General features: G+C 56.2%; 18 protein-coding genes and 5 pseudogenes. 14 read left to right on the top strand and 9 right to left on the bottom strand.

Annotated elements, in window-relative coordinates; genetic code table 11:
* The first annotated feature begins 185 nt into the window (after positions 1–185).
* Together ACQUQO_RS14820 and ACQUQO_RS14815 are read left to right on the top strand one after the other, a co-directional pair.
* Entirely contained in the window at positions 186–743 is a 558-nt protein-coding gene (locus ACQUQO_RS14820) for an IS630 family transposase (protein ID WP_435078930.1), read from the top strand.
* A gap of 174 nt (positions 744–917) precedes the next feature.
* On the top strand, positions 918–1241 hold the full coding sequence (locus tag ACQUQO_RS14815; protein WP_435078928.1) for a transposase: 324 nt from the start codon (positions 918–920) through the stop codon (positions 1239–1241).
* 298 nt (positions 1242–1539) lie between these two features.
* On the opposite strand, the gene ACQUQO_RS14810 is transcribed toward ACQUQO_RS14815, so the two are convergent.
* Positions 1540–1977, bottom strand: coding sequence for a DUF7313 family protein (locus ACQUQO_RS14810; RefSeq protein WP_435078949.1), 438 nt, complete (start codon positions 1975–1977; stop codon positions 1540–1542).
* Positions 1978–2518: 541 nt separating this feature from the next.
* Positions 2519–3631 (bottom strand): S1C family serine protease, encoded by a 1113-nt coding sequence (locus tag ACQUQO_RS14805; RefSeq protein ID WP_435078926.1) that lies wholly within the window; start codon positions 3629–3631, stop codon positions 2519–2521.
* Positions 3632–4675: 1044 nt separating this feature from the next.
* Here ACQUQO_RS14805 and ACQUQO_RS14800 point away from each other — a divergent pair.
* Positions 4676–5812: a hypothetical protein gene (locus ACQUQO_RS14800; protein ID WP_435078924.1), complete on the top strand. Its 1137-nt coding sequence runs from the start codon at positions 4676–4678 to the stop codon at positions 5810–5812.
* Positions 5813–6883: 1071 nt separating this feature from the next.
* Here the strand turns inward: ACQUQO_RS14800 and ACQUQO_RS14795 are convergent.
* Both ACQUQO_RS14795 and ACQUQO_RS14790 read right to left on the bottom strand, forming a co-directional pair.
* Positions 6884–7645: a CPBP family intramembrane glutamic endopeptidase gene (locus ACQUQO_RS14795; RefSeq protein ID WP_435078922.1), complete on the bottom strand. Its 762-nt coding sequence runs from the start codon at positions 7643–7645 to the stop codon at positions 6884–6886.
* Between the two features lie 328 nt (positions 7646–7973).
* Positions 7974–10073: a PQQ-dependent sugar dehydrogenase gene (locus ACQUQO_RS14790; RefSeq protein WP_435078920.1), complete on the bottom strand. Its 2100-nt coding sequence runs from the start codon at positions 10071–10073 to the stop codon at positions 7974–7976.
* Between the two features lie 140 nt (positions 10074–10213).
* Between ACQUQO_RS14790 and ACQUQO_RS14785 the strand changes: the two are divergent.
* Positions 10214–10464: pseudogene (locus ACQUQO_RS14785) on the top strand (transposase); the annotation flags it as partial.
* Between the two features lie 282 nt (positions 10465–10746).
* Here the strand turns inward: ACQUQO_RS14785 and ACQUQO_RS14780 are convergent.
* The gene (locus tag ACQUQO_RS14780; RefSeq protein WP_435078918.1) at positions 10747–13134 is read right to left on the bottom strand and encodes a DUF2298 domain-containing protein; all 2388 of its coding nucleotides are present in this window, start codon (positions 13132–13134) and stop codon (positions 10747–10749) included.
* A gap of 451 nt (positions 13135–13585) precedes the next feature.
* Here ACQUQO_RS14780 and ACQUQO_RS14775 point away from each other — a divergent pair, with 451 nt between their 5' ends.
* Positions 13586–13771: a DUF7333 family protein gene (locus tag ACQUQO_RS14775; protein ID WP_435078916.1), complete on the top strand. Its 186-nt coding sequence runs from the start codon at positions 13586–13588 to the stop codon at positions 13769–13771.
* Positions 13772–13929: 158 nt separating this feature from the next.
* Here ACQUQO_RS14775 and ACQUQO_RS14770 read toward each other — a convergent pair whose 3' ends face one another.
* The 3 genes and pseudogenes from ACQUQO_RS14770 to ACQUQO_RS14760 all read right to left on the bottom strand — a co-directional run bounded on the left by ACQUQO_RS14770 (position 13930) and on the right by ACQUQO_RS14760 (position 15321).
* Complete coding sequence (locus ACQUQO_RS14770; protein WP_435078914.1) at positions 13930–14334, bottom strand: hypothetical protein; 405 nt, start codon at positions 14332–14334, stop codon at positions 13930–13932.
* On the bottom strand, positions 14331–14639 hold the full coding sequence (locus ACQUQO_RS14765) for a hypothetical protein (RefSeq protein WP_435078913.1): 309 nt from the start codon (positions 14637–14639) through the stop codon (positions 14331–14333). The genes ACQUQO_RS14770 and ACQUQO_RS14765 overlap by 4 nt, the downstream gene beginning before the upstream one ends.
* 267 nt (positions 14640–14906) lie before the next feature.
* Positions 14907–15321, bottom strand: a pseudogene (locus ACQUQO_RS14760) (CopG family ribbon-helix-helix protein).
* Between the two features lie 100 nt (positions 15322–15421).
* Between ACQUQO_RS14760 and ACQUQO_RS14755 the strand changes: the two are divergent.
* Positions 15422–16204 carry a hypothetical protein gene (locus tag ACQUQO_RS14755; protein ID WP_435078911.1) on the top strand — a complete coding sequence of 261 codons (783 nt, stop codon included), beginning with the start codon at positions 15422–15424 and terminating at the stop codon, positions 16202–16204.
* Here ACQUQO_RS14755 and ACQUQO_RS14750 read toward each other — a convergent pair.
* Entirely contained in the window at positions 16201–17127 is a 927-nt protein-coding gene (locus ACQUQO_RS14750) for a cation diffusion facilitator family transporter (protein ID WP_435078909.1), read from the bottom strand. The genes ACQUQO_RS14755 and ACQUQO_RS14750 overlap by 4 nt on opposite strands.
* Positions 17128–17462: 335 nt before the next feature.
* Here ACQUQO_RS14750 and ACQUQO_RS14745 point away from each other — a divergent pair, with 335 nt between their 5' ends.
* The 8 genes and pseudogenes from ACQUQO_RS14745 to ACQUQO_RS14710 form a co-directional block, all read left to right on the top strand.
* A complete protein-coding gene (locus ACQUQO_RS14745) occupies positions 17463–18740 on the top strand; it encodes a DUF7405 family protein (protein ID WP_435078907.1) in 1278 nt (425 codons plus the stop codon).
* 171 nt (positions 18741–18911) lie between these two features.
* Positions 18912–19946, top strand: a pseudogene (locus ACQUQO_RS14740) (iron transporter); the annotation flags it as partial.
* Between the two features lie 56 nt (positions 19947–20002).
* Positions 20003–20980 carry a transposase gene (locus ACQUQO_RS14735; protein WP_435078906.1) on the top strand — a complete coding sequence of 326 codons (978 nt, stop codon included), beginning with the start codon at positions 20003–20005 and terminating at the stop codon, positions 20978–20980.
* A 257-nt stretch (positions 20981–21237) separates the two neighbouring features.
* A pseudogene (locus ACQUQO_RS14730) lies at positions 21238–21600 on the top strand (helix-turn-helix domain-containing protein); the annotation flags it as partial.
* Complete coding sequence (locus ACQUQO_RS14725) at positions 21570–22364, top strand: IS630 family transposase (RefSeq protein WP_435078947.1); 795 nt, start codon at positions 21570–21572, stop codon at positions 22362–22364. The pseudogene ACQUQO_RS14730 and the gene ACQUQO_RS14725, both read left to right, overlap by 31 nt.
* Before the next feature lie 30 nt (positions 22365–22394).
* Entirely contained in the window at positions 22395–22679 is a 285-nt protein-coding gene (locus ACQUQO_RS14720; protein WP_435078904.1) for a hypothetical protein, read from the top strand.
* 66 nt (positions 22680–22745) lie between these two features.
* Positions 22746–23495: a helix-turn-helix domain-containing protein gene (locus ACQUQO_RS14715; protein WP_435078902.1), complete on the top strand. Its 750-nt coding sequence runs from the start codon at positions 22746–22748 to the stop codon at positions 23493–23495.
* A gap of 63 nt (positions 23496–23558) precedes the next feature.
* Positions 23559–25100: pseudogene (locus ACQUQO_RS14710) on the top strand (heavy metal translocating P-type ATPase); the annotation flags it as partial.
* Positions 25101–25176 lie beyond the last annotated feature (76 nt).

Below are 25176 nucleotides of genomic sequence, written 5' to 3'. Positions count from 1 at the left end.
TCAAGCCTTCGCGGCGTTTGAACCAGCATTCTCCGACAGCCGTAATGCTGATTCGCTCAAACACCTCGTAAGCACACTGATTCACGGAGAAACGCAATGGACAGTCAGTGGACTCTCCCCAGGGGTTTCGCGTCCCAAGAGTGGTCTGCGAAAGAGTTGAACACTTAGAACGTCTCTCTGTACCGATGAAGACCAATCGCCACGGTCTGTTAGTGAAGCACCTCTCGGGAGGTGAGCTTGATCAAGCGATTGCAGATGCCCAAAAGGCGGACGAGACTCGTCTCGTCCGGCGACCCTGCTACGTGAAGAACCTCTACGCAGGCGACACGCGCGAGGAAGCCGGCGATCGCGTCGGGATCTCTCGATCCACGACGCATCGATGGGCACACGCGTGGAACGAAGCTGGTGTCGAAGGTCTTCGACCGAGCTTCGGCGGTCGGCCGCCGAAGCCCTCTCCCGAACAGTTCGACGAACTCTGCGGCATCCTCAAAGAAGGTCAGCCCTGGACGCCGCGAGCGATCCACGCACTCATCGAAGAACGATACGGCGTCACGTACGATCCAGCTCACCTCAGCCGGAAGTTGCGCGCGAGCGGGATGCACTACGCCAAACCACGTCCGATGGATCCGCGCAGCCCCGACAACGCAGAGGAGATCCTCGCCGAGCGCCTCGCCAAGGCGCTCGGCGAGAAAGATACCGAGGAACAGGAGGATGATCCCATCGTGCTGGGGTTCTTTCGATGAATCGTGGCCACAACCGTTTGACAACTCTCAGCGGATGTGGTCGTACGACCAAACGGTGACGATCGAGAAACCGCTGGTAACGGCTCCGTGGCGCTCGTTCGGCTTCTATGCGCTGACTGGGAAGAGTACGATCTCGTTCGGTGAACGGATAATCAAAGAGACCGTCTGTGAGCCTTGGAGACGATCCGCGAGCAGAATCCGCCCGACCGGATTTTGTTCGTAGCGGACAACTACGGTTCCCATCACGCGAAGCTCACCCAACAACGGGCCGACGAACTCGGCATCGAGTTCGTCTTCATCCCACCGCATTCGCCGACGTTGAACGCGATCGAACCGCTGTGGAAGAGTCTCAAACGAGAGATCTCACCAGAGATCTACGAGGATAAAGACCATTTCCGACAGTTCCTCACAGAGACGTTTCTCCGCTTGAGCCACCGGCTGAGCTTCGCGGTTGATTGGATCGACACGTTTCTCCCAGATGTCCAAAAGTTACGCTGACCACTCCCGCGTCACCCTTGCCCGCTACGCTTTCTCAGCCATAGCTATCCCACCAACAATGTCCTTCACAAGAGCGAAAGAGGAAATGAGGGAGGTCTGCGGCTAGAAAACCACTGACAAATGGCCCGACTACGACTGAGAGAGTGGGTAGACAGTTGGCCGCAGTATCGCTGCCGACGAATTCTAATGTTATCAAGCGATTGCTCAATTCATTTTCAATCAATACATCTATCGATTCCATACTTCCCTGCTCGAGAGAAAGTTCGAGAACATCCTGCTGAAGCAGCGAGTTGTGGCGCTAAATAATCACATTCCAAATTGGTGCAAGTAGGAAAAAGAGGCTCTGATAGAAGGAATACAGGAATACGAGTATCGAGGCGGCGATTGCTGCTTTTGGCCGTTCAAGCTTCATATCACGACGAGCTTCAATTTGTCGTGCCTCAATACCAAAGAAATCAGAAATAAACATCCCCACTACAAGTACTGATAATACTGCTCCAGCATGCACCTCAAGCGTTAAAAAATAGTATGAACTGAGAATCAAAAGCAGAGTTGAAGCAGTATGAGCAGGATGGCGGCTGATTGCTTCGGCACCGCCCTGTTCAGCCTGTCGTACATGAGATTTATGTGCAACATGGCGTGTTGCCAGATTTATCAATACAAGAATGAAAATGACGTATTCGATTACTGGACCGAGGTAGGTATCGATTGGACCGAAAAGCGTCAATGGCACCATGGCGAGCATTTGAACTGGGTCTGTGTAGTCGTTTCGATTAGCGTATCCGAATGAGATGGGAGCTCTTACGTTTGCTTGGTTAAATAGAGATAATATGATTGAATACAAAAATTCCACAGTTATGTGCCATCTTTTCAATTGCAACACCACTACCTCCTGCTTTGTCGCAATTCTCTTGTCACCCCCCATCGAATAGAAAATAGAATTTAACACTGATAAGTACCGTAGGCAGAAATCGGAAAAGTCATCATGTCATACTTCTCCTGCTTGCACTACAACGACAATCCTCGATATCGAACCAGGCTTCGAAGACGTAGTGGTCTGTGTATTTGATATCCGGTATCCACAAGACTCAGGACGTATCGGACACTGTTCGACGGACCGGAGAGCCGGGGTTTCCCAGGAGTATTAGAGTGCGCGCTCGAACGTTGCCTGCTCGCTATCGACGCTCCGCAGGCAAGGACTCGCAGAACACCGCAGGCTCCTGGAAGACGACGAGCATGCGGGGTGCGAGGTGCGCGGGGATCCGCCTCGGTATTGGTCACCGTGGAGTCGTAGTCCGGCTGCGCGTTCCCGGCCGCTCGGGACGTGATCCGAGAGTAAGTGAGACCGTTCTGCGTTCACCATTTCTGAGAACAGTGACCTCGACCGTGTCTCCCGGTGAGGCCTGAAGTGCGAGGTACGAAGAGAGCTGTTGGCGAGTGTCGATTCGAGTGCCGTCGATGCCAATGATGACATCGCCCTGTTCAAGGGTGCCAGCAGCCGGCGTATTCGAACGCACATTACCGACGAGCACACCACGGGGACGGTCAAGACTCGTTTGCTCGGCGATTTCGAGCGTGACCGTCCGTAACCCGACGCCCATGTAGGCGTGTTCGTACTCGCCGTTTTCGATAAGTGACGGGACCACCCGCGAGACGAGCGCCGCTGAGATAGCAAACGCGAGATTTTCGCCGCCGCCGGAGCTAATGACCCCGACGACTTGCCCATTCAAGTTCACGAGCGGGCCACCCGAATTGCCCGGATTGACCGGCGCGTCGGTCTGGATGGCGTCAGGAATTGTGTAGCCATTCGGTGCAGGAATCGAGCGATTGATGCCACTGACGAGACCCGACGTGACCGACCCCTCGAATCCGAAGGGGCTGCCGATGGCGACTACTTCGGTTCCAATGGCGGGCTCGTTCCTGACCAGTGGGAGTGGTCGCACATACTTCGGCGGGTTTTGTACCTCAATGACCGCGAGGTCGCTTGAAGGGTCGGTACCGACAACCGATGCCGAGCGCCACTCGCCCTCTGAAAACCTGACTTGGACGCTCGATGCGTTGCTGACGACGTGTGCATTCGTGACGACATGATTCCCCCGAAAGACGAATCCCGACCCCTGTCCACCCTGACCAGACTGGCCGGTCACGCGGATGAGAACGACCGAACCAATTGTCTTCTGATAGACCTGGGTGTACGGACTCGCAGTAGCTGATTGATTCTCGTTCGTTGCGTTCGTTGGCGTTTCCGTCGGCGAACTAGTGGTCGTGTTTGCGTTTGTCTCTTGACCGCCGGACACACCCGAGCAGCCGGCGAGACCGGCGGTAAGTGCCGCAGAAAGACCACACAAATACCGTCGTCGCGTTGTCAGCCGGTCTTGCTGGGAAGTCACAATTACCCCGTTGTTTCGATAGGTCGTAAATCTCACGCCTGCAGTACTCGGTAGTATACTCTTCTTTCACCGGGACTGTCGGGTCAGCAAGATAAGCATGAATCTCGGACCTACTTGATCACGCAGGGACCACATTCCGTCATCCGGACAGGGTACAACTGCGACAGAGCGCCTTTGAGTATTGGCGGTCTTATACTTATCCTACCTAACCCCGAGGTGGTGAAGAGTACGCGGGTGAAGTGCTGGCACTACCTGTTGCTTCTGCGTTCCGATTTCTACGCCGCCGCCTGAGCCACTTGCTCGTTCTCTCGCGGCGGTAGCGTCTGTAGTGAAGACTCTCCCAACATCTGATCGAAGCTGAACGAGTCGCGGCGGTGAGCAAATCTCTCCGCCGGCTCGCCGTTCGCAAACGTCAATATCGAATCCTGTAGCGCCAACAACGATGTACGCGCGCCCCACGGCACCGCGCGTACGGAACGCCAAGCTCGTATTTCAACCACCAGTTGCCGCCCTCTATCGCGTTCATACTCACCGGCCCGGTGAACTCTTCCGCCTCGTTGTCCCAGAACGCTGGATAGTTTTCTCTGAGTGTTGCCACCTAGTTTCTCGTACGCGGTTTCGTACTCGTCTTCGAGATACTCCCGTAGCTTCCCCAACTCACTCGCTTCGTGAAGCTCGGACACGCGCTCGCGGCGACGAGCGCGTGTCCTGAGCGTGTGGACGAGGCACTTCACCCGATCCGGCAAAATGTCGTTGTAGGAGTCGTGATCATCGGTGAGCCAGTAGTCTACCCCACGAAGCGGAAATTTCACTGTAGTCGTGCGTGATCTTCGGCAGTCCATCACGCGCATACATACCAGCAGAGACTTGTCTCGGCAACTCATGTGGTATTTGATGACATCGTCCGGTGATCCAACCTCGAATCCGGTTGGTCCCCAGCGACAGGATCCATACGAAACTGGCGTCTCGCGCCGACAAATGCTTCGAGGCTCAACAGCTGCCGGGATAACAGCTGCGACAGCCGGTTGTCTGGGTGACTCGGGGGTGGGGAGTGAGGCTGACGAGCCAACGGTGTACGTGTTCAACACCGGCGACCGAACCCTAAGCGTCATCGACGCTGTGGCCGACGAAGTGGTGACGACGACGCACATCGGCACAACAGCCTCGTTCCCTGCAAATCAGTACGCACCCCGGCTCACCGACGTTCCCGATGACCACCTCTGGCTGAACGTCTCGAACGGTGTACGGGCGCTCACGGCCGGATCACTCGAATCGGCCATAAGCGTCGAGACGGGCTCGGGGGCGAACTGGCTCGCGCTGACTCCCAACGGGAGCAGTCTCGTCGTCAGCGCACGCGAACCGGCACACACCCAGTACCGCATCGATGCCGCCCGGCGCTCCAAGACATTCGGCGAGGTGACCGCCACCATCGATCGCACCGAAGGGTATGATGGCCGCAGGAACGGTCCCGGTCCGTGTGACGTCACTTTCCATCCCGAGGGCACGTATGCATTCGTTCCCGATCTCTACGGTGATACGCTCACCGTACTCGATGTTAAGGCGTTCGAGGTCGCCACGCAAGTGGCTGTCGAGCCGGTCGTCGACGGCGTTGAGGCCGCACGGCCCTGGATGGGGACTGCTTCGTGGGACGGACAGTACCTCGCCGTCGAACACAGCGAGGGCACCAATGGCACCGAAAGCATTTGGGACGTGAGCGACCCCACCGCTCCGGAGGAACTCGCGCGACTGACTGCCGCCGACGGTCTCGGCGCGATGCCGTTGACGAGCGAGATCGGCCCGGACGACCGCACACTGTTCGTCTTCACGCCGAACTCACAGGACGTGACGGTCATCGATCTTGACACCCAGTCAGTCGTAAAGCGGATCGCCCTCGGTGGAAACGCCTATGTCAGCACGTGGAACCCGGAGCGGACGAAACTCTACGTTCCAGTGCAGACCCGCAACGAAGTGGCAGTCATCGACGCCGATGAACGAAAGATTACGACGCGACTCGAAGTCGGTGCAAAACCCTATGGTGCGACGGCAGGGTCAGTACGCCCGCGCTCGGGTATGACTGATACGACGCTTGCGTCACTCGCATCGCTTGGGTTCACCGTCGGCAAGCAGGAAATGACGTACTGTCGCGGTGAGTGCTACTGCAGCGCGGACGGCGGTCCCTGATAAACTGATGAGTGCGTCGGGCAGCGTAAATAATGGTAGACGCATCAATCTTTCTGCCTTCAGTCGCACTGGCCAATAGAAGGCGTCCGGTCCGATAAATCATCCTTCCACGCGCGAATAGACGGTGCGTAGGAAGACATCCAAGACGCCGACCGTCCGCCGCATAGCCGTTCGATGGTTCCGTGTTGTTCCTATCCGCGATGACTCCTGCTTCAGTCACTTCGAACAAATGTTCCGGATTCACGAAGCCGTGAATCCCGTCGACGGGTGGTGAAAACGACAATGTTCCGACTACCGACTGTCGTTTGAACGACACCGTCGGCTGCCCTAACACGAGGGAGCGGAAATCCGAGTGGCGTCTCGCCGATCTCAACGCCGAGCATGACCGTCTTTGGCGAGAGGTCGTCGTTACTTATTCCACGCGCGTGAGCCATCTGTTCCCCAATAGGCACCGAGTCCAACCCTTTCCCCACAGTGTGAGAATCGTCATAGTAAATGCGGCTAACAGTATTCTACCAATAATACGACTAGCAGAGCAAATATAGCAATCGATACCAAGAGTACGAGCCACCAATCTTTCGTCCCCATTTTACTCAAACTCTGTTGCCGCATACAATAGGACTACTACCAAGCTCACGAGTGTGCTGATGATAAGCATAAACAGTACTCGAATGTTCCGGTTGTCGAACCCCATACGGATTTTTCTGGGCACAACAAGCATAAGGACGGGGGGGGAACCGGTTGTCATAATATAATATATTTGGTAGGTTGCAGTAATTGTCTCTATACACTTCAATTCTGAAGCCGCAGAGAGAAGTAGAACAAGATCGAAATGTGGAGAGTTGCGGCGTGAAACCGATGGTTTTGCAAGCAATTACGAAGTGACACCCTTAGTTGTGCACTCAGTGTAGAGCCGTTTGAGGAAGTATAATGACTCCACAGAAATCTGGCGTGTTCGTCTCGGCTGAAACCAGGCGAGAGACCTAAAAAATTGCTAACGAATGCACCAATCATGGAGCAAGTGGCTCCGAGATCGTTGACGCTGTTCTTGAACTCGAGTACCGAATGGAATTACACTAGCCCAATCGCGAGCTGAGCAAAGAGGACTGCATTGTATGCACCATGGACCAGCACTGGGATGAGAAGGTTGTCAGTGTATTCGTAGAGACTTCCAAGGACGAGACCGAGGACGAATGCTGAAATCACGTATCCCGGAACACCGCTCGCACCGCCTCCAGTGACAACGGCCGTGACATGAGCGAGACCAAACAGCATGCTCGACAGAACCACAGCCGCGACTGGCGAGAACGTACCCCGGAGGATACCTTGCACGCCGCCGCGAAACAGTGTCTCCTCACCCGGCCCGGTCGCAACGAACGAGAGCACGATGAGATACAACGCCAGCGTCGGATCCTGTCTAATAGCACTCACGATTCGATTGGTTCCAGGCGCGAGGCCAAACTGCTGGAGAGCGATCCCTACTGCTTGTGATCCAACAAGGAGGAGGATAGAGCCGCCGATAACCCACCCGAGGTCCCGCAAGACCCGGTTGAGATTCGACACAAAGGGCCGTCGAATATTGAGCAGGTTTGGATGGTTGGCATAGCGCATATACATGACAACGACTGTGATAAACGCAATACCTTGGAGAAGCGTTGAGGTGGCGTATCCGATAGTACTCTGTAAGGTGACATCGAAGAATGAGAACAGTGCCAAAAGAGGAAGCGACAAGAGGTTTGAGGCAAGAAAACCGCCAGCGGCAAGTCCGATTGCGACTGAGAAAGTAACCAGATAGTTGGCCACGGTGCCGCTACCGACATGTTCTGAAGTCATTAGTGGATGTCCGTGATTTACTGTCATCCAGTATGTGCTTCCCGATTCGCTCTCGCCATGCCTAGTGTTTTATTTCTTATATTATATATCTAATAAATAATCAATAGTCCCCCCCCCCCTCCTCACTCTGAGCGGTGCGCGTGAGTCTCTAAGCGATCTTCGAAAGCGTGACGCACATACTGCAAAATTGGGGCCCATTCTAACTGAGATCAGCTAGATGAGTTTCTTACACATGGCTAAACTTGAAACCTATATCCTTATCTCAATATTCTACAATAATATATGATAATTGAACTAGCTGGCAACAGATATGTATGTAGCGCATCCTTCAGTCGTCGCGCCCGATCAGCAGTCGAGCAGCACCGATCGTCAGTCCACCCAGCGCAGCGACCACACCGAATCCGGGTCCGGACCCGGCGCTCGCACCGGCGGAAACGCCATCTGTGCCCGCTGTTCCGTTCGCGGAGTCGGTTGTGGACGCCATTCGTGTGACCGTTCCAGCAGTGCCTCTTGTTCCGGACTGTGTCGTTCCGGTAGTAGCGTTCGCAGTTGGTGTTGCGTCTACAGTTGCGTTGCCGGTAGTCATGGCGGTGGTGTTTGCGGCCGGCGTGGCGGCGGTATTCGTTGCCGTGGCGTTCGTGGTGCTGGCGGTCGCGTTCTGGCGAGTTGTCCGTTGGGTATTTTCCCGCGGGCGAATGCGGTGGACCGCGCCGGTTGCATCCCCACCCGGGTTCTCCGTGGTGAGCACATACAGTTCGCCGTCGTTGTCTTGGCCGAGTGCGAGAACGTACGCGCCGAGCAGCCCGTTGTCGGTGTTTTCGATTGTGAGTTCCTCAAGCGACCACTGGCCCTCGTTGTCGGGTGTGGCAGCGAACAACGACCCTGTCGGCGTTTCGGTTTCCGAAGTCTTACGATAATCTCCAAAAACGTACATGCCGTTGATTTGGGGAATTGCGCTGTTCTCGTAGATGTATCCGCCGATAACCGCCGATCCGACGCCTCTGCCCTCATAACTGTGTGGGTACTCAATGATGGGATCAATGAGGGGTTCGCCACCTCGCACATCCGGCGGTGTCTTGGTCGGACACTTCTCGGGCGGATTTCTGCTTCCCTCTGGTCCAGGTTTGAAACAGTGGGTACCCTCACGGATATTCCAGCCGTAGTTACCGCCTTTCTCGACAATACTCACCTCTTCGTAGCCGTTCTGCCCAACATCGGCGACGAACAGGGAACCATTGCTGAACCCTATCCGCCAGGGGTTGCGAAAGCCCCACGCGAACTGCTCACCAAGTCCCTCCCGTCCGACGAGCGGGTTGTCGTCCGGAATCGCGTAGGGCTTGTCGTCCTTCCGGCTGTTGACATCGATTCGGAGAATCGACCCCAGCAGGTTCTCGGTGACGTCCTGCCCGTTGCCACCCTCGAAACGCTCGTACCAGTCAGATACATGGCCAAGGCCGGTGTCGTGTGCGCCACCACCGTCGCCCGTCCCCACGTAAAGGTACCCATCGGGACCGAACATGACCGAGCCGGCATTGTGGGTGTTCTCCGGCCACGGGATCTCGAGAATCGTTCGTTCAGAATCTGGATTGCTGATGGAGCCGTTCTCGCTGGCCGTAAACTCCGAAAGTACTTCAGTATGGTCGAAATTATCGGGTGTCTCCTCGCGTGGCGGCGCGCTGTATCGCAGGTAGAATTTCCGATTTTGCTGGTAGTTTGGGTGGAACGCCATCCCTAGCAGCCCCATCTCACCGGTGATCTCGATCAGCTGATCGCTCACGTCGATGAATGGCTCCTCGTTCAAGCTACCCGATTCGTAGACGTACACCTGTCCGAACCTATCGACGACGAACTTTCGACTGCCGCCCGGCGGCACCGCGAAGTCAAGCGGCGCTGTGGGACCGCCGTCAACGAGCGTCTCGATGCGTACCGATGCGCCCTCCGGGATAAATCGCTCCGAGTCATCCTCTCCTCCCTCGGCTGCCGTCGTGGTTGCCGTGTCGCTGCCGAAATTGACCGATCCGCGCATCGAGGTCGGGTGGACCTCGCAGAGATACTCGGCCATCTCCTCGCGCGCGGTGAACTCGAAGGTCTGTGTCGCCCCTTTTTCAGAGATTATATCAGTTCTTTGTAATGTGTTCCCTTCGTTATCGAGCAGCGCGACATTGTGCGGTTGCCCATCGACGTTCTCCCATGTGATGCGATAGGTCGTTTCAGTTTTGAGTTCGAGAGTGGGATTCGTCTTTCTGGCGATTGCGTCAGGGGCGCGACCCCGCCAGCCGCCGATGTCGCCGCCGAGGCGGATGGTTTCCGGCCGTGACTGTGCGCCCGCAAGACCGCCGACGCCGACGAGCGTGCCGGTTGCGGCGGTCGCACAGAGGAATCGTCTGCGGGACGGTTCGGTCGGAACGGTGGTGTCTGTCGGTGTCATATCTATGCTGGTGTGTTTCTCGATGGCAGTCCGTTAAAGTTCGTCGGGCGTCGAGTGTGTCATTTCGACCCGAGACGCCGCGTGCAAGCGGTACCGGGACCGGCGGCATGGCTCATCGGTCCTCACGGCTGGCCCAGGCGCGCGAGGAACTCCGTTCTCGTGGAGTTCATCCGCTCATCAAGCATCGGCTGCACAACTCGCTCAATCACGCTCACAACGCTCGCATGGACTCGGACAGCTACAATCACCGCTGGATGTCGAAACAGCCTTTTCAGCCATCAAGCGCACGCTCGGTTCCGCCGTGCGCGCGCGGAGCTGGCCTCTGGAGTTTCGGGAGATGACCCTGAAGTGTGCCATCTACAACTTTCGTCGAACAGTTAGATATCTGTAAAATTAACTGAGGTAGGCCGGTTTCTAACCGCCGGCTGATCCAGTGGAAACGCCGAAATCAAGCTCCGTCTAGTGATCCTACAGAGCACTATATGCTGAAGGTTTCGTTGGTCATTCGCTGGTACTCACTTCGGTTGCGGGCGGGTTATCAAAGCCATCCGTAGGCGATGGCAATAATTACCATATTCGTCAGTTGTCGAACGTATACGCCGGAATCGGAGGAGCGTGCCTCGCTGAGACCTGCGATAGTAACGACAGCCCTAGCCGCTGGCATTTCGCGTTCTCAAGCCGGCAGTTGGTTTCGGTTTACACGGTAAATCGTCACTATTTCCAAACGGACAGCGACGTTAACACCGCGTAATTTGCCGAATTCGGCCACGTCGTAGGCCGTGCGCTCGCTCGGACCGACGTAGATATACCGAACGTTATATTTTTTCAGGAGTCGCGCTCGCTGTTCGGGCGTTCCCCCGTAGATGGTTTCGATATCCTCGACACGTTCGAAGTATGCCTCGCGGCTGTGGTAATCGCCCGCGTGGTCCCAGCCAGCGACCGTCGGTATTCCGGTGAGGCTGGATGGCGCGTTCACCCAGTGGTAGGGCCACAGCTCCTCGTTTTCATTGCATCCACATCCCGGTACCGAGACCATGTTGGGCTGGCCTGTGCGATTGTCGAGCCACCGAATCGCTTCGGCCTCAGTGGGATGCATCGTGGAAACGAATTCGAGTGCATCGAGCGTCGGATTGTCCACTTGTTTCACGCCGCCCTCGTTTGTGAAATGGTCAGTGAGTGCAAGCGCACCATACATTGCGGTCGAAATCACGACCAGTGTGAGCAGGCCGTAGCCCGCTATGCGCCAGTGCCGCGCCAGAGTGTCAGACGACGACCACCACTGTCGATGGGCATCAACTACCCACGCACCAATTACGCCCGCCGCGGTTCCAAAGAGTATCCAAACCTGTGCGTAGGTTTTGAACACTGTATTAAACCGGCCTGGGGCGGCGTTGTTCCTAACGTAGACGAACTCAACCAGCAAAATGAGACCCACGCCGGCGACCAACAAGAGAGTCTCGAAGCCGACTGCGGGAACCGAGGGAGAGACACCAGTTTCAGCACCTCCACTGTCCGACTTAGTGAACTGTCGTCCACGAACGACAATCGACTCCACAGAATCCGACGGGTGCTCCAAATTACGTCGTACTGCGAGCACCAGCCAGCCGACGAGCAACAGAGGGCCGAACACCGCGAGCGCAGCGGCATCAAACAGCCATGCCACCGCGACCAGTCCGACCATCGCTGCGAGGATAGCTTCCCGTATCTGAGTACCGAGCGAGCGTGCATAATTGAGAAGATACGGAACGAATACAAGCAAGAATCCACCGTAGACGAGCACCAGCGGACCCAGTGCGCTTCGATCAGGGAGGAACCCAATAGCCCGTCCGCTGGCCGCACCGAACCAGAACGGCAATGACCAGGACATCCCCATAACGAGGACGACTACCGCAACCGCGAACGCACTTGCCGTCTGCATCACCTCTTGTCGGATACTTAATTGTCCGTCCGACGGAAATTGGGTTGCAATCGGCCGCGGGAACAGCGTCGCAGGATTCTCATTAGCAAACGTGAGCGTGAGCCAGCCAACGCCGATAGCGGTCGGAAAGCTCCATGTGTTGATAACTACGAGTATCCCCGTTACCAGTGGCATCGCTCCAAAGATGAGTGCACGACGCCGCCGCAGCGCGTCAGCTGGTGTCCGATAGTACGCGAAACAGAGTGCCACCACGAGGAGCAAAAATGGTGTACTCATCATGTGAGCGTGGAGGTCGCCGTTGAGCCATGCAAAGAGTGGAAATTCATTCACTGTACCGGGAATAACACGGCTCGCATCCCAGTAGTTGAAGGCTGCGGGCGAAACAGCAAGACCCTTGATTTCGACGCCGAACCAGTCCGCAACGCTCTGGGTTGCCCTGTCGGGAAGCGCCCACAGCAACGCCCGTGCAGGCGTTTCGAGGTTACTCGCAAATCCTACGAAAAAGGCCGCAATTACGCCCGCTGTTCGTGCCGAACGGTTGCGCTCGGCTGCAATCGCGCCTGCGAGACCGTAGGCTGCGGTGACGAGCATTCCGAAGAAGCCTGCAAGCGCGAGGTTGTACGCATAGCGTGCCTCAGTGAATGTGAGTTTCGCTAAGAGGGCTACGACGAGATGGCCGCCGTAATAATACCGAACTGGTTCACTCGCGAACCAGAAGTCCTCAGGTGGAAGGCGCGACGTGCGGAGGAGCGATTTGAGCAGGCCGAAATCGAGGAATTTCTCACCTCCGCTTGGATGCACCCCTGGGTCAACTGCGCGGACGGTGACCAGGAATGAAAAAGCGAGCACGAACACAATTGCCGGATTGATCATTCGGTGAACATCGAACTCGGTTCGGTTGAGACCACGAATCGAAAATGCCGACAGACTAACGAGAACTAGCAGCCCGATCACGAGGCCAAGGGTGAGGGAAATATAGGCGGTCCAGTAGGCTACGAGTCCGACGACAGCAAGCGACAGTGGAAGTGCGAAGGCTGTCCCATGGTCGGGAAATTGCTGGAAGAGTCTGGCGGCGAGTGGCAGACCAGCCAGCCCGAGAGCCAGAGAAGCCACGAGCCAGCCGGCGACCAAGCCGTACTCCATGGCAAAAACTGAGAGCCAGCGCATATCTCTTTTATGTGTTAAAGATCGACTGAAACAGTGTCCCGAATTCCTTCTACATTTCTTATCAGTTCTTTTGGCACTGACTCGATGGAAAAATCTGCTACCCTAGCCGGGTCAAGGCAAAGCATGGGATACAAGAGACCGAGTAGAGTCCGGCGGCTTCGACCTCGCCGATCCCTTCTAGATACTGCCACCTTTACCACCCTATCAGACAGCAACCACCTAGCCGAAATAGAACAGACCTAGAAGCATGCCGATCAGTACTTCAGAACTTGCCATAGTAATCAGAAGTCGGCTAGTTGAATTCGTCATGAGCGGCCACCTGCGAATTTTAATCCACCGAATTCCCCGATGTAAATTACGTGTAAGCAATCCGTTTACTTGGATCCAGATGCTAAACGCTTTTGTCGGCACAGCGACGACATTAGGTATGGTATGGGGTTTCGAGCGTTCAGTAGGTCCGCTTGTTTTGATCGTCGTCATCGCCTCAGTAGCGCTTACGACTGTGATGGCTCCATCGACTGTGTTTATGATGGTTCTCCCATCGATGGTCGTCTTCTCTATTGTAGCTTTCTTACTTGGAATGAAGTATGGTGAATTTCGCACAACTCAATAACATCTGAATTCAAGCAGATAGGCTTCGCGTGCGCGGAAGACCCTGAAATCAACGTCGATAGGTTTTCATATATAGTGTGATGATGATCGCCTCTCAGAATCGAGCGTGAGTGTCATCTGCATATGTTCGAGACACCAGACCGGAAGGACAAGAATGAGTCAGGTGCTCACGAACGCACGATCGGTCACCCTCCAAACGATCTCAGCAACAACGACGCTGAGTGCCAATACGCCGTTGGATACGATTGCAAGCATCACCTTGTCTACCCACTCCTTCGAGCGTGACCACTGCGCGATCGCAAAGCGTGTCACGTCGATTCGACTGAAACCGACGACGATTGCAAGACTCGGCCAGCCGAGGAGAAACCCGAACCCGCCTGCGAGTATGACTGCGATACCGCCGACGCGTCGGAAGGTTGCGATCACTCCTCCAACGACCACCGCTATCAATGGAACGAGCGTAATGCCGACAACACTGAGAAGCGACGATGCCATGTTCGGAAATTCGAGTGCAACAGCGGACCACTCGGGCAGAAATACGACTGTGAAGCCATCTCGGTTCACACGTCGCCGTTCTCCCGATCCGGGGTAACCCTTGAGAGACGCATCGCATTCCCGGCAACGAGGAGGGTGACCCCGACATTGCCGGCGAGCACGGCGAGCACGACCGAGACGAATCCGAATGGGACACCGATAGCGAGCACGGCTTTTGCGGCGAGGCTCCCCCCCCCCCCCCCCCGATATACTGTCGAATGATGCCGTTGACCTTCCTCGAAAGAGGGGAAAGATAGAGGGAGTTTCGAGAGGTCGTCGGCCATCAGTGCGATGTCCGCCGTCTCTAAGACTGTATCCGTGCCAGCCGTACCCATCGCCAGCTCTCGGCATACGTCGTGTCCCCCTGAACGTGATCCAATTCCCCCGTACGATCGTGGTCGTGATCATGACCACCATCGGGACCGCTCTGTCGGGAGTCACTCATTATACCACCCTTTGCCCCAGAGAACTATTAATGTCACTGCCAATATAGGTGGGTAAAATAAGAATCGCTAGCATCCAGTCGGAGACAAATTAATAACGAGAATCAACGATTGCCCCCACGTGTTCGTCTGAGAGCGGCTAGGCCGATTGTTATTGCGCTATGCCGAGGTCGCCATCGGGACGTGTTCCGGTTGAAGGAACATCACGTTGACCCGCCCAACGGCGTCGAAATCGCGGAGTTGATAGACGAGTTCCCGAATCCGCATCGCTGACCCCTGGCAGAAGATCGTTTCCAGACACCATTCGCCGTGGTGCATATGGTGAGTTGTCCGGATGATCGACTCGAACTCGTGTTGGACTGTGTGTAGCTCGCCGATGACGAGCGTGTGTTCGTAATCGAAGGCGAGTGCAGCGACAGCAGGCCCCTCTATTCCTTCAAGACTCGTGTGGCGCTCGATGTACTCTTGGATCGCCTCGCGCACGGCGCGAGAGCGCGATTCCAGCCCTTCGTTCTTCCACGTTTCGTCGAACTCATCAAGAACCCTCCTGTGGAACGTTGAGACTCGTTCGCATCGAAAGTAGGTTGGACCGTGCCAACCATGAACCTCATTATTACGCATCCACCGAATCGACCATAACAACCCCTATCAGTCGATGTTTCAGTAGTGTTCGTATGGCAAACGGGGTAGTAGGACTCGCACTTGGCGCAAGCGCTCTCGGTCTCGTTCATGGGCTGGCACCAGGCCACGGGTGGGCAATCGCCGCGAGTTACGCGCTCGACAAACCGAACAAGTGGTTCTACGGTGCCGCATCGAGCCTCATCCTCGGGATTGGTCACCTCATCAGCAGTATTGCGATGGTGCTCGTGTACTTCTTCGCGCTCTCGTATTTCGATCTGACGCAGATCGGATGGATGAACTACGTGGCAGGTGGGCTGTTGATCGCACTCGGAATCTGGCAGTATTTCAACGGTCACGACCACTCTTCTGAGGAACACGGCAACGACCACGACGAGGACGCTCACGACCACGACCACGGCCATTCTCACGGCCACAATCATGCACATACCAACAGCGAAAGCACTGGTATGTTTGCTCGACTCCGGCAGGCTATTCCATTCGTGGGTGGCTCCGACCATTCACACTCACACGACTCTTCCGAAGAGGATACGGATCGAGGACTGTACGGGATGGCCGTACTCGCATTCGCGCTCGGGTTTGCTCACAACGAGGAGTTCGATATCATCGCGATCTGTACAGGGTCCGCTTACTGTCTCGAACTGATGCTTCTCTACTCGGTCGCCGTGATCGTCTCCCTCGTTGGCGTGACGCTCCTGCTCGTGGCGGGCTACGAACGTTACGAGGACCGCCTCGAAGAGTACGCCGACTATCTGCCGACGTTCACCGCAGCGGTCCTCGTTGTGATGGGAAGCGGATTCATTCTCGGCCTGTTCTAACTCGCGTTCTCCATCCCGTTACTCTCCTCGCGACCGTTCTGCTTCCCCGGAGCGGACGTTCGACTAGTGGGATCGAGATGAACATGAACATCGCTAACGTCGTGCTGGGACTGTACCGTCCGAATCAGGTCGGTTTCGAGCGTGTGAGCGTCTTCGAGGGATTGATCAGCATCGATTTCCGCATGAAATTCGACTTCGACATCGGTCCCCGAGTAGTAGGTGGTGAAGTCGTGGACGTTCCGAACGTTTGGATGTTCGACGATAGTCGTGCGGATCGCCGCTTGTACGTCTTCAGGCGGCGCGCTATCGAGCAGATATCGGATGTTTGTGCGTGCCAATTCAACTCCCTCTTCCATCACGACGAGGCTGATGAGTGCTCCGGCGAGCGGGTCGAAGATCGGATAGCCCGCCCAGACGCCGACCACACCGACGAGAGCAGCGATGATCGTATAGAAATCGTTCAGACAATCCCGTGCGAGCGAGTGCAGACTCGACGAATCGACCGTTTGGTTGATGTGTTCGGTGTATCGATACGTGAGATACATATCCACCATTGAGAAAACGAGCGCTCCGAGAAGATAGATACTGAAGGCGAGTTCGTCCCCAGACAAATACTTCTGAACGCTGTCGTAGAGGAGTACTCCCCCAAGGGGAATGAGCACGCCGCCGGCAAACAGTGCAGTCAGCGGCTCGAACCGCTGGTGACCATGCTGGTGGGTACTGTCCGGTGGCTCGAACGCGGTCGGTCCCCAGACATGAACGACAACGCTAGCGGCGAGGTCGGCCACCGAATGCCCAGCGTTCGAAATGAGTGCTGCGCTGCCGAAGGCGAGACCGACGCTTCCTTCAACGACGATCTTGAGCGTGTTACCAAGCAGGTTCGCCCACGTCGCCCGCCGAAATGCGTCTAATCGGTCGTCCACAAATGCGATCTAATGGCGAACAATATAAGCTATCACTTTACATTGATCGAAATAATGAATTTGGTGTGGCGAATTTCACGTGGAGTGTGGGGTTCTTTTTGACAGATTGACCGAGAATGAGGTAAACTTACTCCGAACACGAAGTCTGAGAGAGGTCCTGTGGCCAAAGGTCGGCTAGGTCGATTCGTCATTCACAACCCCCTGCGAAATTTAGCCGTTGATATGATTTCGCCACTAATTATGGTTGAGGAATCTGCCTGCTTGACATTAGGTAGAGAAGGGCTTTCGAGGCATGCACCCGAATCGGCTTTCCGCTACAGCATGTAGAGCTGGATATGCCAGATAGCACCGAGCGTGGTCTTTCCCGGCGCGCGTTCGTGAAAGCCGCCGTTGCAATCGGTGGCCCGGCAGCGCTATCGGCCTGTCTCGCCCGCGAGAATGCTCCTGATCTCTCACAGGGACCCGATGATCTCTCGACACTGCCGACGCGCCAATATGCATGGAACGAGTTCCTTGCACTTGGCGACAACGACAATCACCTCGGTCCACGTCATCGCGTGTTGTTGTATCTCCGCTACGGGAACGAGGGTACGCCGACGCGAAACCACCGACAGCAGATGGAAGAGGCCCTACGAACGCTCGAAGAAGCCTATCCTCACTCCCATGACGGTCTGCTATTCACGGTGAGCTACTCGCCAGCGTATTTCGAGCGCTTCGATAGCTCCCTCCCGCAATCGGTCGGCCTCCAGCAGCCGAAAGCACTCACGCCGTTTGAGGACCCGGACCTCGACCGTCCGGACGCGGTCGTCCATCTTGCTAGCGACTACGGACAGGTCGTCTTAGCCGCCGAAGAAGCACTACTAGGCAATAAAGAGACCCTCACTGGGATCGATGTCGAGACGTCGCTTGGTGGAATCTTCGAGCGTATCGACCGGCGAACGGGCTTCGTCGGCGATGGCCTGCCTGCGGACAATCAGGACGTGCAAGGAATCCCCGACTCGGAGCCAGTCCCGGACGACGCCCCGATGTACATGGGTTTCAAATCCGGTTTCGATAAGAATCAGGCGACCGAGGACGACGTAACGATTCAATCGGGACCGTTCGCGGGCGGGACGACCCAACAAACCTCGACGATTAAACTCCACCTCGACCAGTGGTACGAACAGGACAGTCGCTACCAGCGGGTCGGCAAGATGTTCTGTCCCGCCCACGCCGAATCGGGAATCGTCGAGGGCGACGGCGACAATCTAGGACAATCGAGCAAGATGGACGACTGCCCGCCCGCCAACCAAGCCGCCCGCGAGTCGGGGGCGGTCGGTCACTCGCAGAAAGCCGCCCGTGCACGCGAAAACGACCGGCCGATCATCCTCCGGCGGGACTTCGATTCGACCGACGGTGACGAGGCAACGCTGCATTTCCTCTCGCTCCAGCAGGAGATAGCGGACTTCGCCGAGACCCGCGAGTCGATGACCGGGACCGATCTTGCCGAGGAATCCGCGCTCGGCCGGAAGAACAACAACGGCATCCTCCAGTACATGAGCGTGACGCGCCGCGGCAACTACCTCCTGCCGCCGCGCGGACTGCGAGCGCTTCCCTCTCCCAATCCACGATGACAGGCACTCAAACACAAGCGACGACCCCCGACCGAGCACGTCAGCTGCTCGATTCACGATTCACACATACTCATTTCGCAGGGTTGACGCTCGCACGTCCTATGAATCAAGATCTCGTCAAAACGATTGAACGAGCAGGAAACAAAACTGCAAAAGAGAGAAGGAGTAACCATGCGTCGGCGTGAGTTCCTGACCCTTGCGACCGGAGCCGGGACGGCGAGCCTCGCTGGCTGTACCAGTGCTCTTGGAGACTTGGGAGAGCAGCGACCGCCTCCCTTACCAGAGAACCGCCCGAAAGCCGTCTATTATCCGAGTCATATCGACGGAGTGAAAACCGCTGGAATTTCCCAGCAGGGTGGATATACATGTGCACTCACGTATTCCCGGCCCCAACGGCTCTGGATATACAGTGCAGGTCAGCGAAAGAAAGTCACTGTCAAGTCCGATGATTCTATCCATCTCATGCCGATCATTTGGGAGACAGAAACCGGTGTTGTGATTCCGTACCTGATTCCACAGATCAAAATTCGAGACGGCAACGAAACGATTGAATATTTCTCTCCATGGCCGATGATTACTCAACCAATGGGATTCCATTTCGGAGATAATGTCGAGCTACCCGGTGAAGGAACATATAGGGTGAGTATCAAGTTCGCCGGAATAGAATCCGCTGGCCCCGCGATACGGCGAATGAAAGCATTCGCAGATAATAGTTCTGCGCGCTTCGAATTCTCGTTCACGTTCAGTCAGACGAAACTGGACGAGACCACATACCGCGATATCCCGCAAGCAAAAGAAGGGACGAAAGGCGCTGTCGAACCGATGAATATGAGGGGAATCCTCCCTCTCCAACTCCCGAAAGTCGATTCACTTCCGGGAACCGTCCTCGGTACAGCGACAAGCGGTGATGCAGTCTTTGTCGTGACGGCGTTGAACGCGGCACAGGTCGGCGGCTCTCGCAACCAGACGTATCTGGCCGTGTCCGCACGGACCCCCTACAACCGCTATATGGTACCATTAATGTCACTATCCGCTCGTCTCACCCGGAACGGCAACCCAGTTTTCAACGGCAAGTTGACGGAAGGACTTGATGATGAGCTACACTATCACTATGGGGCAATTGTTCCGTCGGTAAAACCGGGTGACGAATTGAAAATAACTATCGATGCAACATCGAAGGTATCCCGTCATGAAGGATATGAGACGGCGTTCTGGCGGTGGCGCAGAAGTCCTCACATGGAATGCGGTAGGATAGATTTGATGTGTCTACGATCAAGTCCATCCTACCGGATAACGCGACGGTCGAACAGGTCTTCAAAGCACTGGAGACTGAGACAACAGCGCTTTTCAAGCATCTTGAGTTCTCGTTTCTCGTTGACTATCCCGTGTTCGCCCCCGATCCAAGGGGGCGAACACGGATTCACCAGCCACCGGAGCTCCTGAAGGGTCTTCTACACTGCTTCTACCACGATATCTACGGGCCGCGTCCAATGGCCCGAGAACTCCATAATGAGGACGTTTGGCGACAATGTGGATTCACGCGTCCGCCGGGACGGCGGACGCTTGAGCGGTTCATCACTGACTTCGCTCTCGTTGCCGAGGACGTGTTCATCACGTTGGTTCACGAGCTTGCCGAGCAGGTACCGCTCGGCAAGCTCTATCGGATCGATGGTACCGACATCCCTGCCGATCAGCAGGATGAGGATGCTGAGTGGAACTACGATCACGCTGAAGACGATTTCTACTACGGATACGGCTGCTGTCTGGTGACCGCTGCTGACAATATTCCGGTTGCAGCCACGTTCACACCCGCAAAGAAGGCCGATCAGGAGACGGCGATGCGCGTCACCAGTGACGCGCTCGCCGTCAAGAAGCCGATCTGGATGCTGGGTGATGCGGAATTCGATATGCTTGACTGGCACGACCGCCTGCTGGAGCAGGGGGTCGTGCCGGTTGTCCCGTATAACCAACGCAACGCTACTGATCCGCTCGATATCGAATATCGTGTTGAGGACACGATTGCAGTTACAGAAGAGCGGTTAGATGAGGCCTACCGGAAACGGTCACGGATCGAGACAGCGATTGGCGTCTGTAAGGATCTCGGCCTCGGGACCCCACGGGTCCGAGGCCGAGTCAGAGTCGAATCTCACGTCTTCTTGGCGCTGTGTCTTCGGCTCGCAGTTGCACTCACGAATCACGAACGAGACAACGACATCGCCAGTCCAACCATCACGCTATGAGAACCATTCTGCGCCACCGCCGACGGCGTTCTATGAAATGCCACCAATGAAACTGACACTATCTGCTTGACTCAGTACCAGAAGTCGGCCATCCATTTTTCGTTTAGAGTATCTACTGGAATTTACACTGTCGAGATGGGTTTCGAGTTATACGAAGTCCCCTCTACGTGATTTCTCAACCATTTAATCCCTAGTGCTCTGTAATTCGTAATTTGACTGGTTTTATCTTGTTGGAGTTCTTTCGTGCAGTCATACCCATGTCGCGCAAAAAGTACACGGTTGACCTAACTGAAAATCAACGAGACGAGCTTGAGAGCTTGGTTTCAAGTGGCATACACAGAATTCAAAAAGTCACCAGAGCACGAATATTGCTAAAGGTGGACGAAGGCTGGACTGATAAAGACATCAGCGAGGCGCTTGACTGTGGCGTTTCCACAGTCAAGCGTATGCGCGAACGATTCACCGAAGATGGGATCACGGCGATTCAACGCCGTGACCCCGACCGTGAATACGAACGCAAACTTGACGGCGAGGACGAAGCTCATCTCATCGCTCTCGCCAACAGCGAGCCGCCCGAAGGGCGCGCTCGCTGGACCCTGCGTCTTCTCGCCGACGAACTCGTTACTCTCGACGAGATCGGCCACGAATCGGTCTCTCACCAGACCGTTCACGAAGTCCTCAAAAAAACGAGTTGCAGCCTCACCGATCCAAGCAATGGGTGATTCCGCCAGAGCAGGATACCGAATTCATCTACCACATGGAGGATGTCCTTTCGCTCTACCGCGAACCATATGATCCTAAACGGCCCGTCGTGTGCTTCGACGAGCATCCGACTCAACTGATGAAGCAAGTCAAGCAACCGCGCCCGCCCGAGCCGGGCGCGGTTGCCCGCGAAGATTATCACTACGAGCGCAACGGCACCAAGAACCTGTTTCTGGCCTCGGAACCGCTCGCCGGCTGGCGAGCGGTGACTGTCAAAGACCGGCGCACCACCGAAGACTGGGTGCATTTCATTCAGCATCTCGTTGATCAGCACTACCCGGATGCGGATTGCATCCGGGTGGTGCTGGACAATCTCAATACGCACAATCCAGCCGCTTTCTACGAGTCTTTCGAACCGGCTGAAGCACGCCGGATACTCGATAAGCTTGAATTTCATTTCACGCCAGTCCACGGTAGCTGGCTCAACATGGCGGAGATCGAGTTCAATACGATTCAACAGCAGTGTCTTGACCGCCGCATCCCGGACGGGGCGACACTCCGTCAGGAGGTCGCCGCATGGAAGAAGGAACGAAACAGCGGTGACACAGATATCGACTGGCGATTTACGACTGACGATGCTCGCATCAAATTGAAACGGCTATACCCATCACTTGATGACTGACAGAGCACTAGGAGCGACGAGTAGACGGATATGCCGGATCAACTGGATGACGACGCGCGTGTATGGTTAGTTGAACGTACCTACTCTGACGATGAGCAGAATTTGATCATTCTCACCTACGCGACCACTGATGGTGAGCAGTATTATCGGAAAGAGCGGGCGTTGACTTCCTTTACTGACACACGCGACACGACAGCGGCCGTCGACGCTGACTCGGGCAACCTCGGTTCCGTCGACAATTCCGACCTCCAAGAACGGTACGCCGCCGAAGCACAGCGGATGCAAGATACTCACGACCCAGACGACGTGATCTAACTCCGATAACCGAACCTGGACAGTCCGAAGCCATGTGTTATGGCTCTGTGGCAGCTATAGCAACATATGCGCGAACTCGTCTTCGCCGTTGAATACGAGGCAGGATGCAACAGAGTAGCAGATACTCTCGCTGACCATCCGGATGCTTCGATTCGTTCACTCTCACTGCACGCCACCGAAGACCGTCTCTGGCGTGTCGATCACGCTACGGGAACGCCAGACGCTCTCGCTGACATCGAAGACGCCTTCCTCAATGGCGACTACTACGCGGACTGTCTTGCTACCGAGGACTGCGACGCTACCCAGAGTACACAGGTTCTCGACCATACCGACGACACGCTCGTCCTCTATTCGTACTGGGTGCGCACTTCTCTCTGTGCATCCATCCCCCACATCGCACGCGATCATCTCGGCGATGGCCTGCTGTTCGACACGCGCCACGAGAGTCGCCACTATACGTGGCGCATCATTCACTCCGGTGAGGGCGACGTGAGTGCGTTCTTCGACGAGCTTGAGACTGCTGTCGGCGACTGCGCCCGAATGGAGATGCTCCGAACGGCAGCTACCTCGACACCGACGAGCAACGGAGACGACAGTGCAGCCGAGTTGTCGTCAGAGCAGGAAGCAGCTCTCCAGGCCGCCGTCGAACACGGCTACTACGAGTCACCACGGGAGGTCGACGTGGCCGAATTGGCTGGGCATCTTGATGTACCACGGTCGACGCTCACCTACCGACTCCGGCGGGCGGAGGAACACTTGGCGAAGCAGTACGTCACTCACGAGCAGCTACCCGAGGAGTTGTCAACGTCGCTCTGATCCGGCTCCGTATTGGAACATTCCAACTAACGCTTATCAAGTTGGCTGTCCTATCTCGCAGTAATGCCTGAAAATGTAGACGCAGCGGAGCGGGAAAACGATAGTGAGCAGGCGCGAGAGTTGTCCGTCCGGCTTACCGTCCCGGAGATGGACTGCCCCTCCTGTGCGCAGAAAGTAGACAAGAGCCTCCAGCGCGTTGATGGGGTCACTGACACCACCCTGCAACCCACGACGGGCACAGCCACGGTGGCCTATGATCCTAACCGTGCCGCCGAGGCCGACGTGGTTGCGGCCATCGAGGGTGCGGGCTATGAAGTCATTGGCGGCGAAGACGGTTCTGACGAAGAATCCGCTGATGGCATGGAAATTGCACCTCCGTCGGAGATCTGGACGAGTTCGCGTGCCATCAAGACGTGGATCGGGGCCGGTTTCGTCGTGCTCGGGCTCCTTTTCGAGTTCGTTCTCGCCGGACAGAATCCTGAGGTTGGGACTCTTCTCGGCCATTCGCTCACAGTCGCGGATGGACTGTTTCTCGTCGCGATCGCCGTTAGCGGGTATCCTGTCGTTCGCGGCGGGTACTACTCCGTGCGCAATCGGAGCCTCGACATCGACCTCCTGATGGGGACGGCGATCCTCGCGGCGACCGGGATCGGCTACTTCGTTGAAGCCGCGACGCTGGCTGTATTGTTCAGCATCGCAGAACTGCTTGAAGACTATGCGATGGACAGAGCACGCAACTCGCTGCGCGAGTTGATGGAGCTTTCACCGGATGAGGCCACGGTCCGCCGGGATGGCGATGAGGTGACCGTGCCAGCTGAAGACGTGGAGATGGGTGAGACCGTTGTTGTCCGTCCCGGCGAGAAGATTCCGCTCGACGGCTCGGTCATTGAGGGAGAGAGCGCGGTCGACCAGTCACCGATCACTGGCGAGAGTGTTCCCGTCGACAAGACCGAGGGCGACGAGGTGTACGCCGGCTCGATCAACGAGGAGGGCTACCTCGAAGTGGAGGTTACGTCGACAGCCGGGGACTCGACGCTCTCAAAGATCATCGAGATGGTGCAGGGCGCTCAAGAAAAGAAAACAGAAAAAGAGAAGTTCGTCGACCGGTTTTCGGGCTACTACACGCCAGCGGTGGTCGTCTTGGCAATTCTCACTGCTGCTGTACCGCCGCTTGCGTTCGGGTGGCCGTGGCAGACGTGGTTCATTCGCGGCCTCACACTGTTGGTGATCGCCTGTCCCTGCGCGTTCGTCATCTCGACGCCCGTCTCGGTGGTGTCGGGCATCACGAGCGCCGCGAAGAACGGCGTCCTAATCAAGGGCGGAAACCACCTTGAAGCGATGGGCGAGGTCGACGCCATCGCGATGGACAAGACCGGGACGCTCACGAAAGGCGAGCTCGCCGTCACCGACGTCATTCCGTTCGGAGATCATAGCGAGTCAGATGTCCTCCGATACGGCGCAGGAGTGGAACAGCGAAGCGAACATCCGATTGCCGAGGCGGTCCTCACCCGTGCCGACGAGGGCAATGTGACTGACCTCCCAGATCCCTCTGATTTCGAGAGTTTGACTGGAAAAGGAATTCGAGCCACAATCGACGACGAGACCACTGGTTATCGCTTTAGGTCAGAATGAGTGCTCTGTGAGGAATCTGGCCTGCTGATTGCTGCAGAATTTCTCAAAG

It is taken from the genome of Halococcus sp. AFM35 (assembly GCF_051195015.1).
Taxonomy (GTDB): domain Archaea; phylum Halobacteriota; class Halobacteria; order Halobacteriales; family Halococcaceae; genus Halococcus.
This window is presented reverse-complemented; position numbering and strand designations above follow the sequence as displayed.

Bases quoted from the DNA above. Each gene is read 5' to 3' on its own strand.
- ACQUQO_RS14820 (WP_435078930.1), top strand. From the start codon at position 186: ATGAAGACCAATCGCCACGGTCTGTTAGTGAAGCACCTCTCGGGAGGT.
- ACQUQO_RS14810 (WP_435078949.1), bottom strand. From the start codon at position 1,977: ATGGTGCCATTGACGCTTTTCGGTCCAATCGATACCTACCTCGGTCCA.
- ACQUQO_RS14795 (WP_435078922.1), bottom strand. From the start codon at position 7,645: ATGACTTCAGAACATGTCGGTAGCGGCACCGTGGCCAACTATCTGGTT.
- ACQUQO_RS14790 (WP_435078920.1), bottom strand. From the start codon at position 10,073: ATGACACCGACAGACACCACCGTTCCGACCGAACCGTCCCGCAGACGA.
- ACQUQO_RS14780 (WP_435078918.1), bottom strand. From the start codon at position 13,134: ATGGAGTACGGCTTGGTCGCCGGCTGGCTCGTGGCTTCTCTGGCTCTC.
- ACQUQO_RS14775 (WP_435078916.1), top strand. From the start codon at position 13,586: ATGGTATGGGGTTTCGAGCGTTCAGTAGGTCCGCTTGTTTTGATCGTC.
- ACQUQO_RS14765 (WP_435078913.1), bottom strand. From the start codon at position 14,639: ATGGGTACGGCTGGCACGGATACAGTCTTAGAGACGGCGGACATCGCA.
- ACQUQO_RS14755 (WP_435078911.1), top strand. From the start codon at position 15,422: ATGGCAAACGGGGTAGTAGGACTCGCACTTGGCGCAAGCGCTCTCGGT.
- ACQUQO_RS14745 (WP_435078907.1), top strand. From the start codon at position 17,463: ATGCCAGATAGCACCGAGCGTGGTCTTTCCCGGCGCGCGTTCGTGAAA.
- ACQUQO_RS14720 (WP_435078904.1), top strand. From the start codon at position 22,395: ATGCCGGATCAACTGGATGACGACGCGCGTGTATGGTTAGTTGAACGT.
- ACQUQO_RS14715 (WP_435078902.1), top strand. From the start codon at position 22,746: ATGCGCGAACTCGTCTTCGCCGTTGAATACGAGGCAGGATGCAACAGA.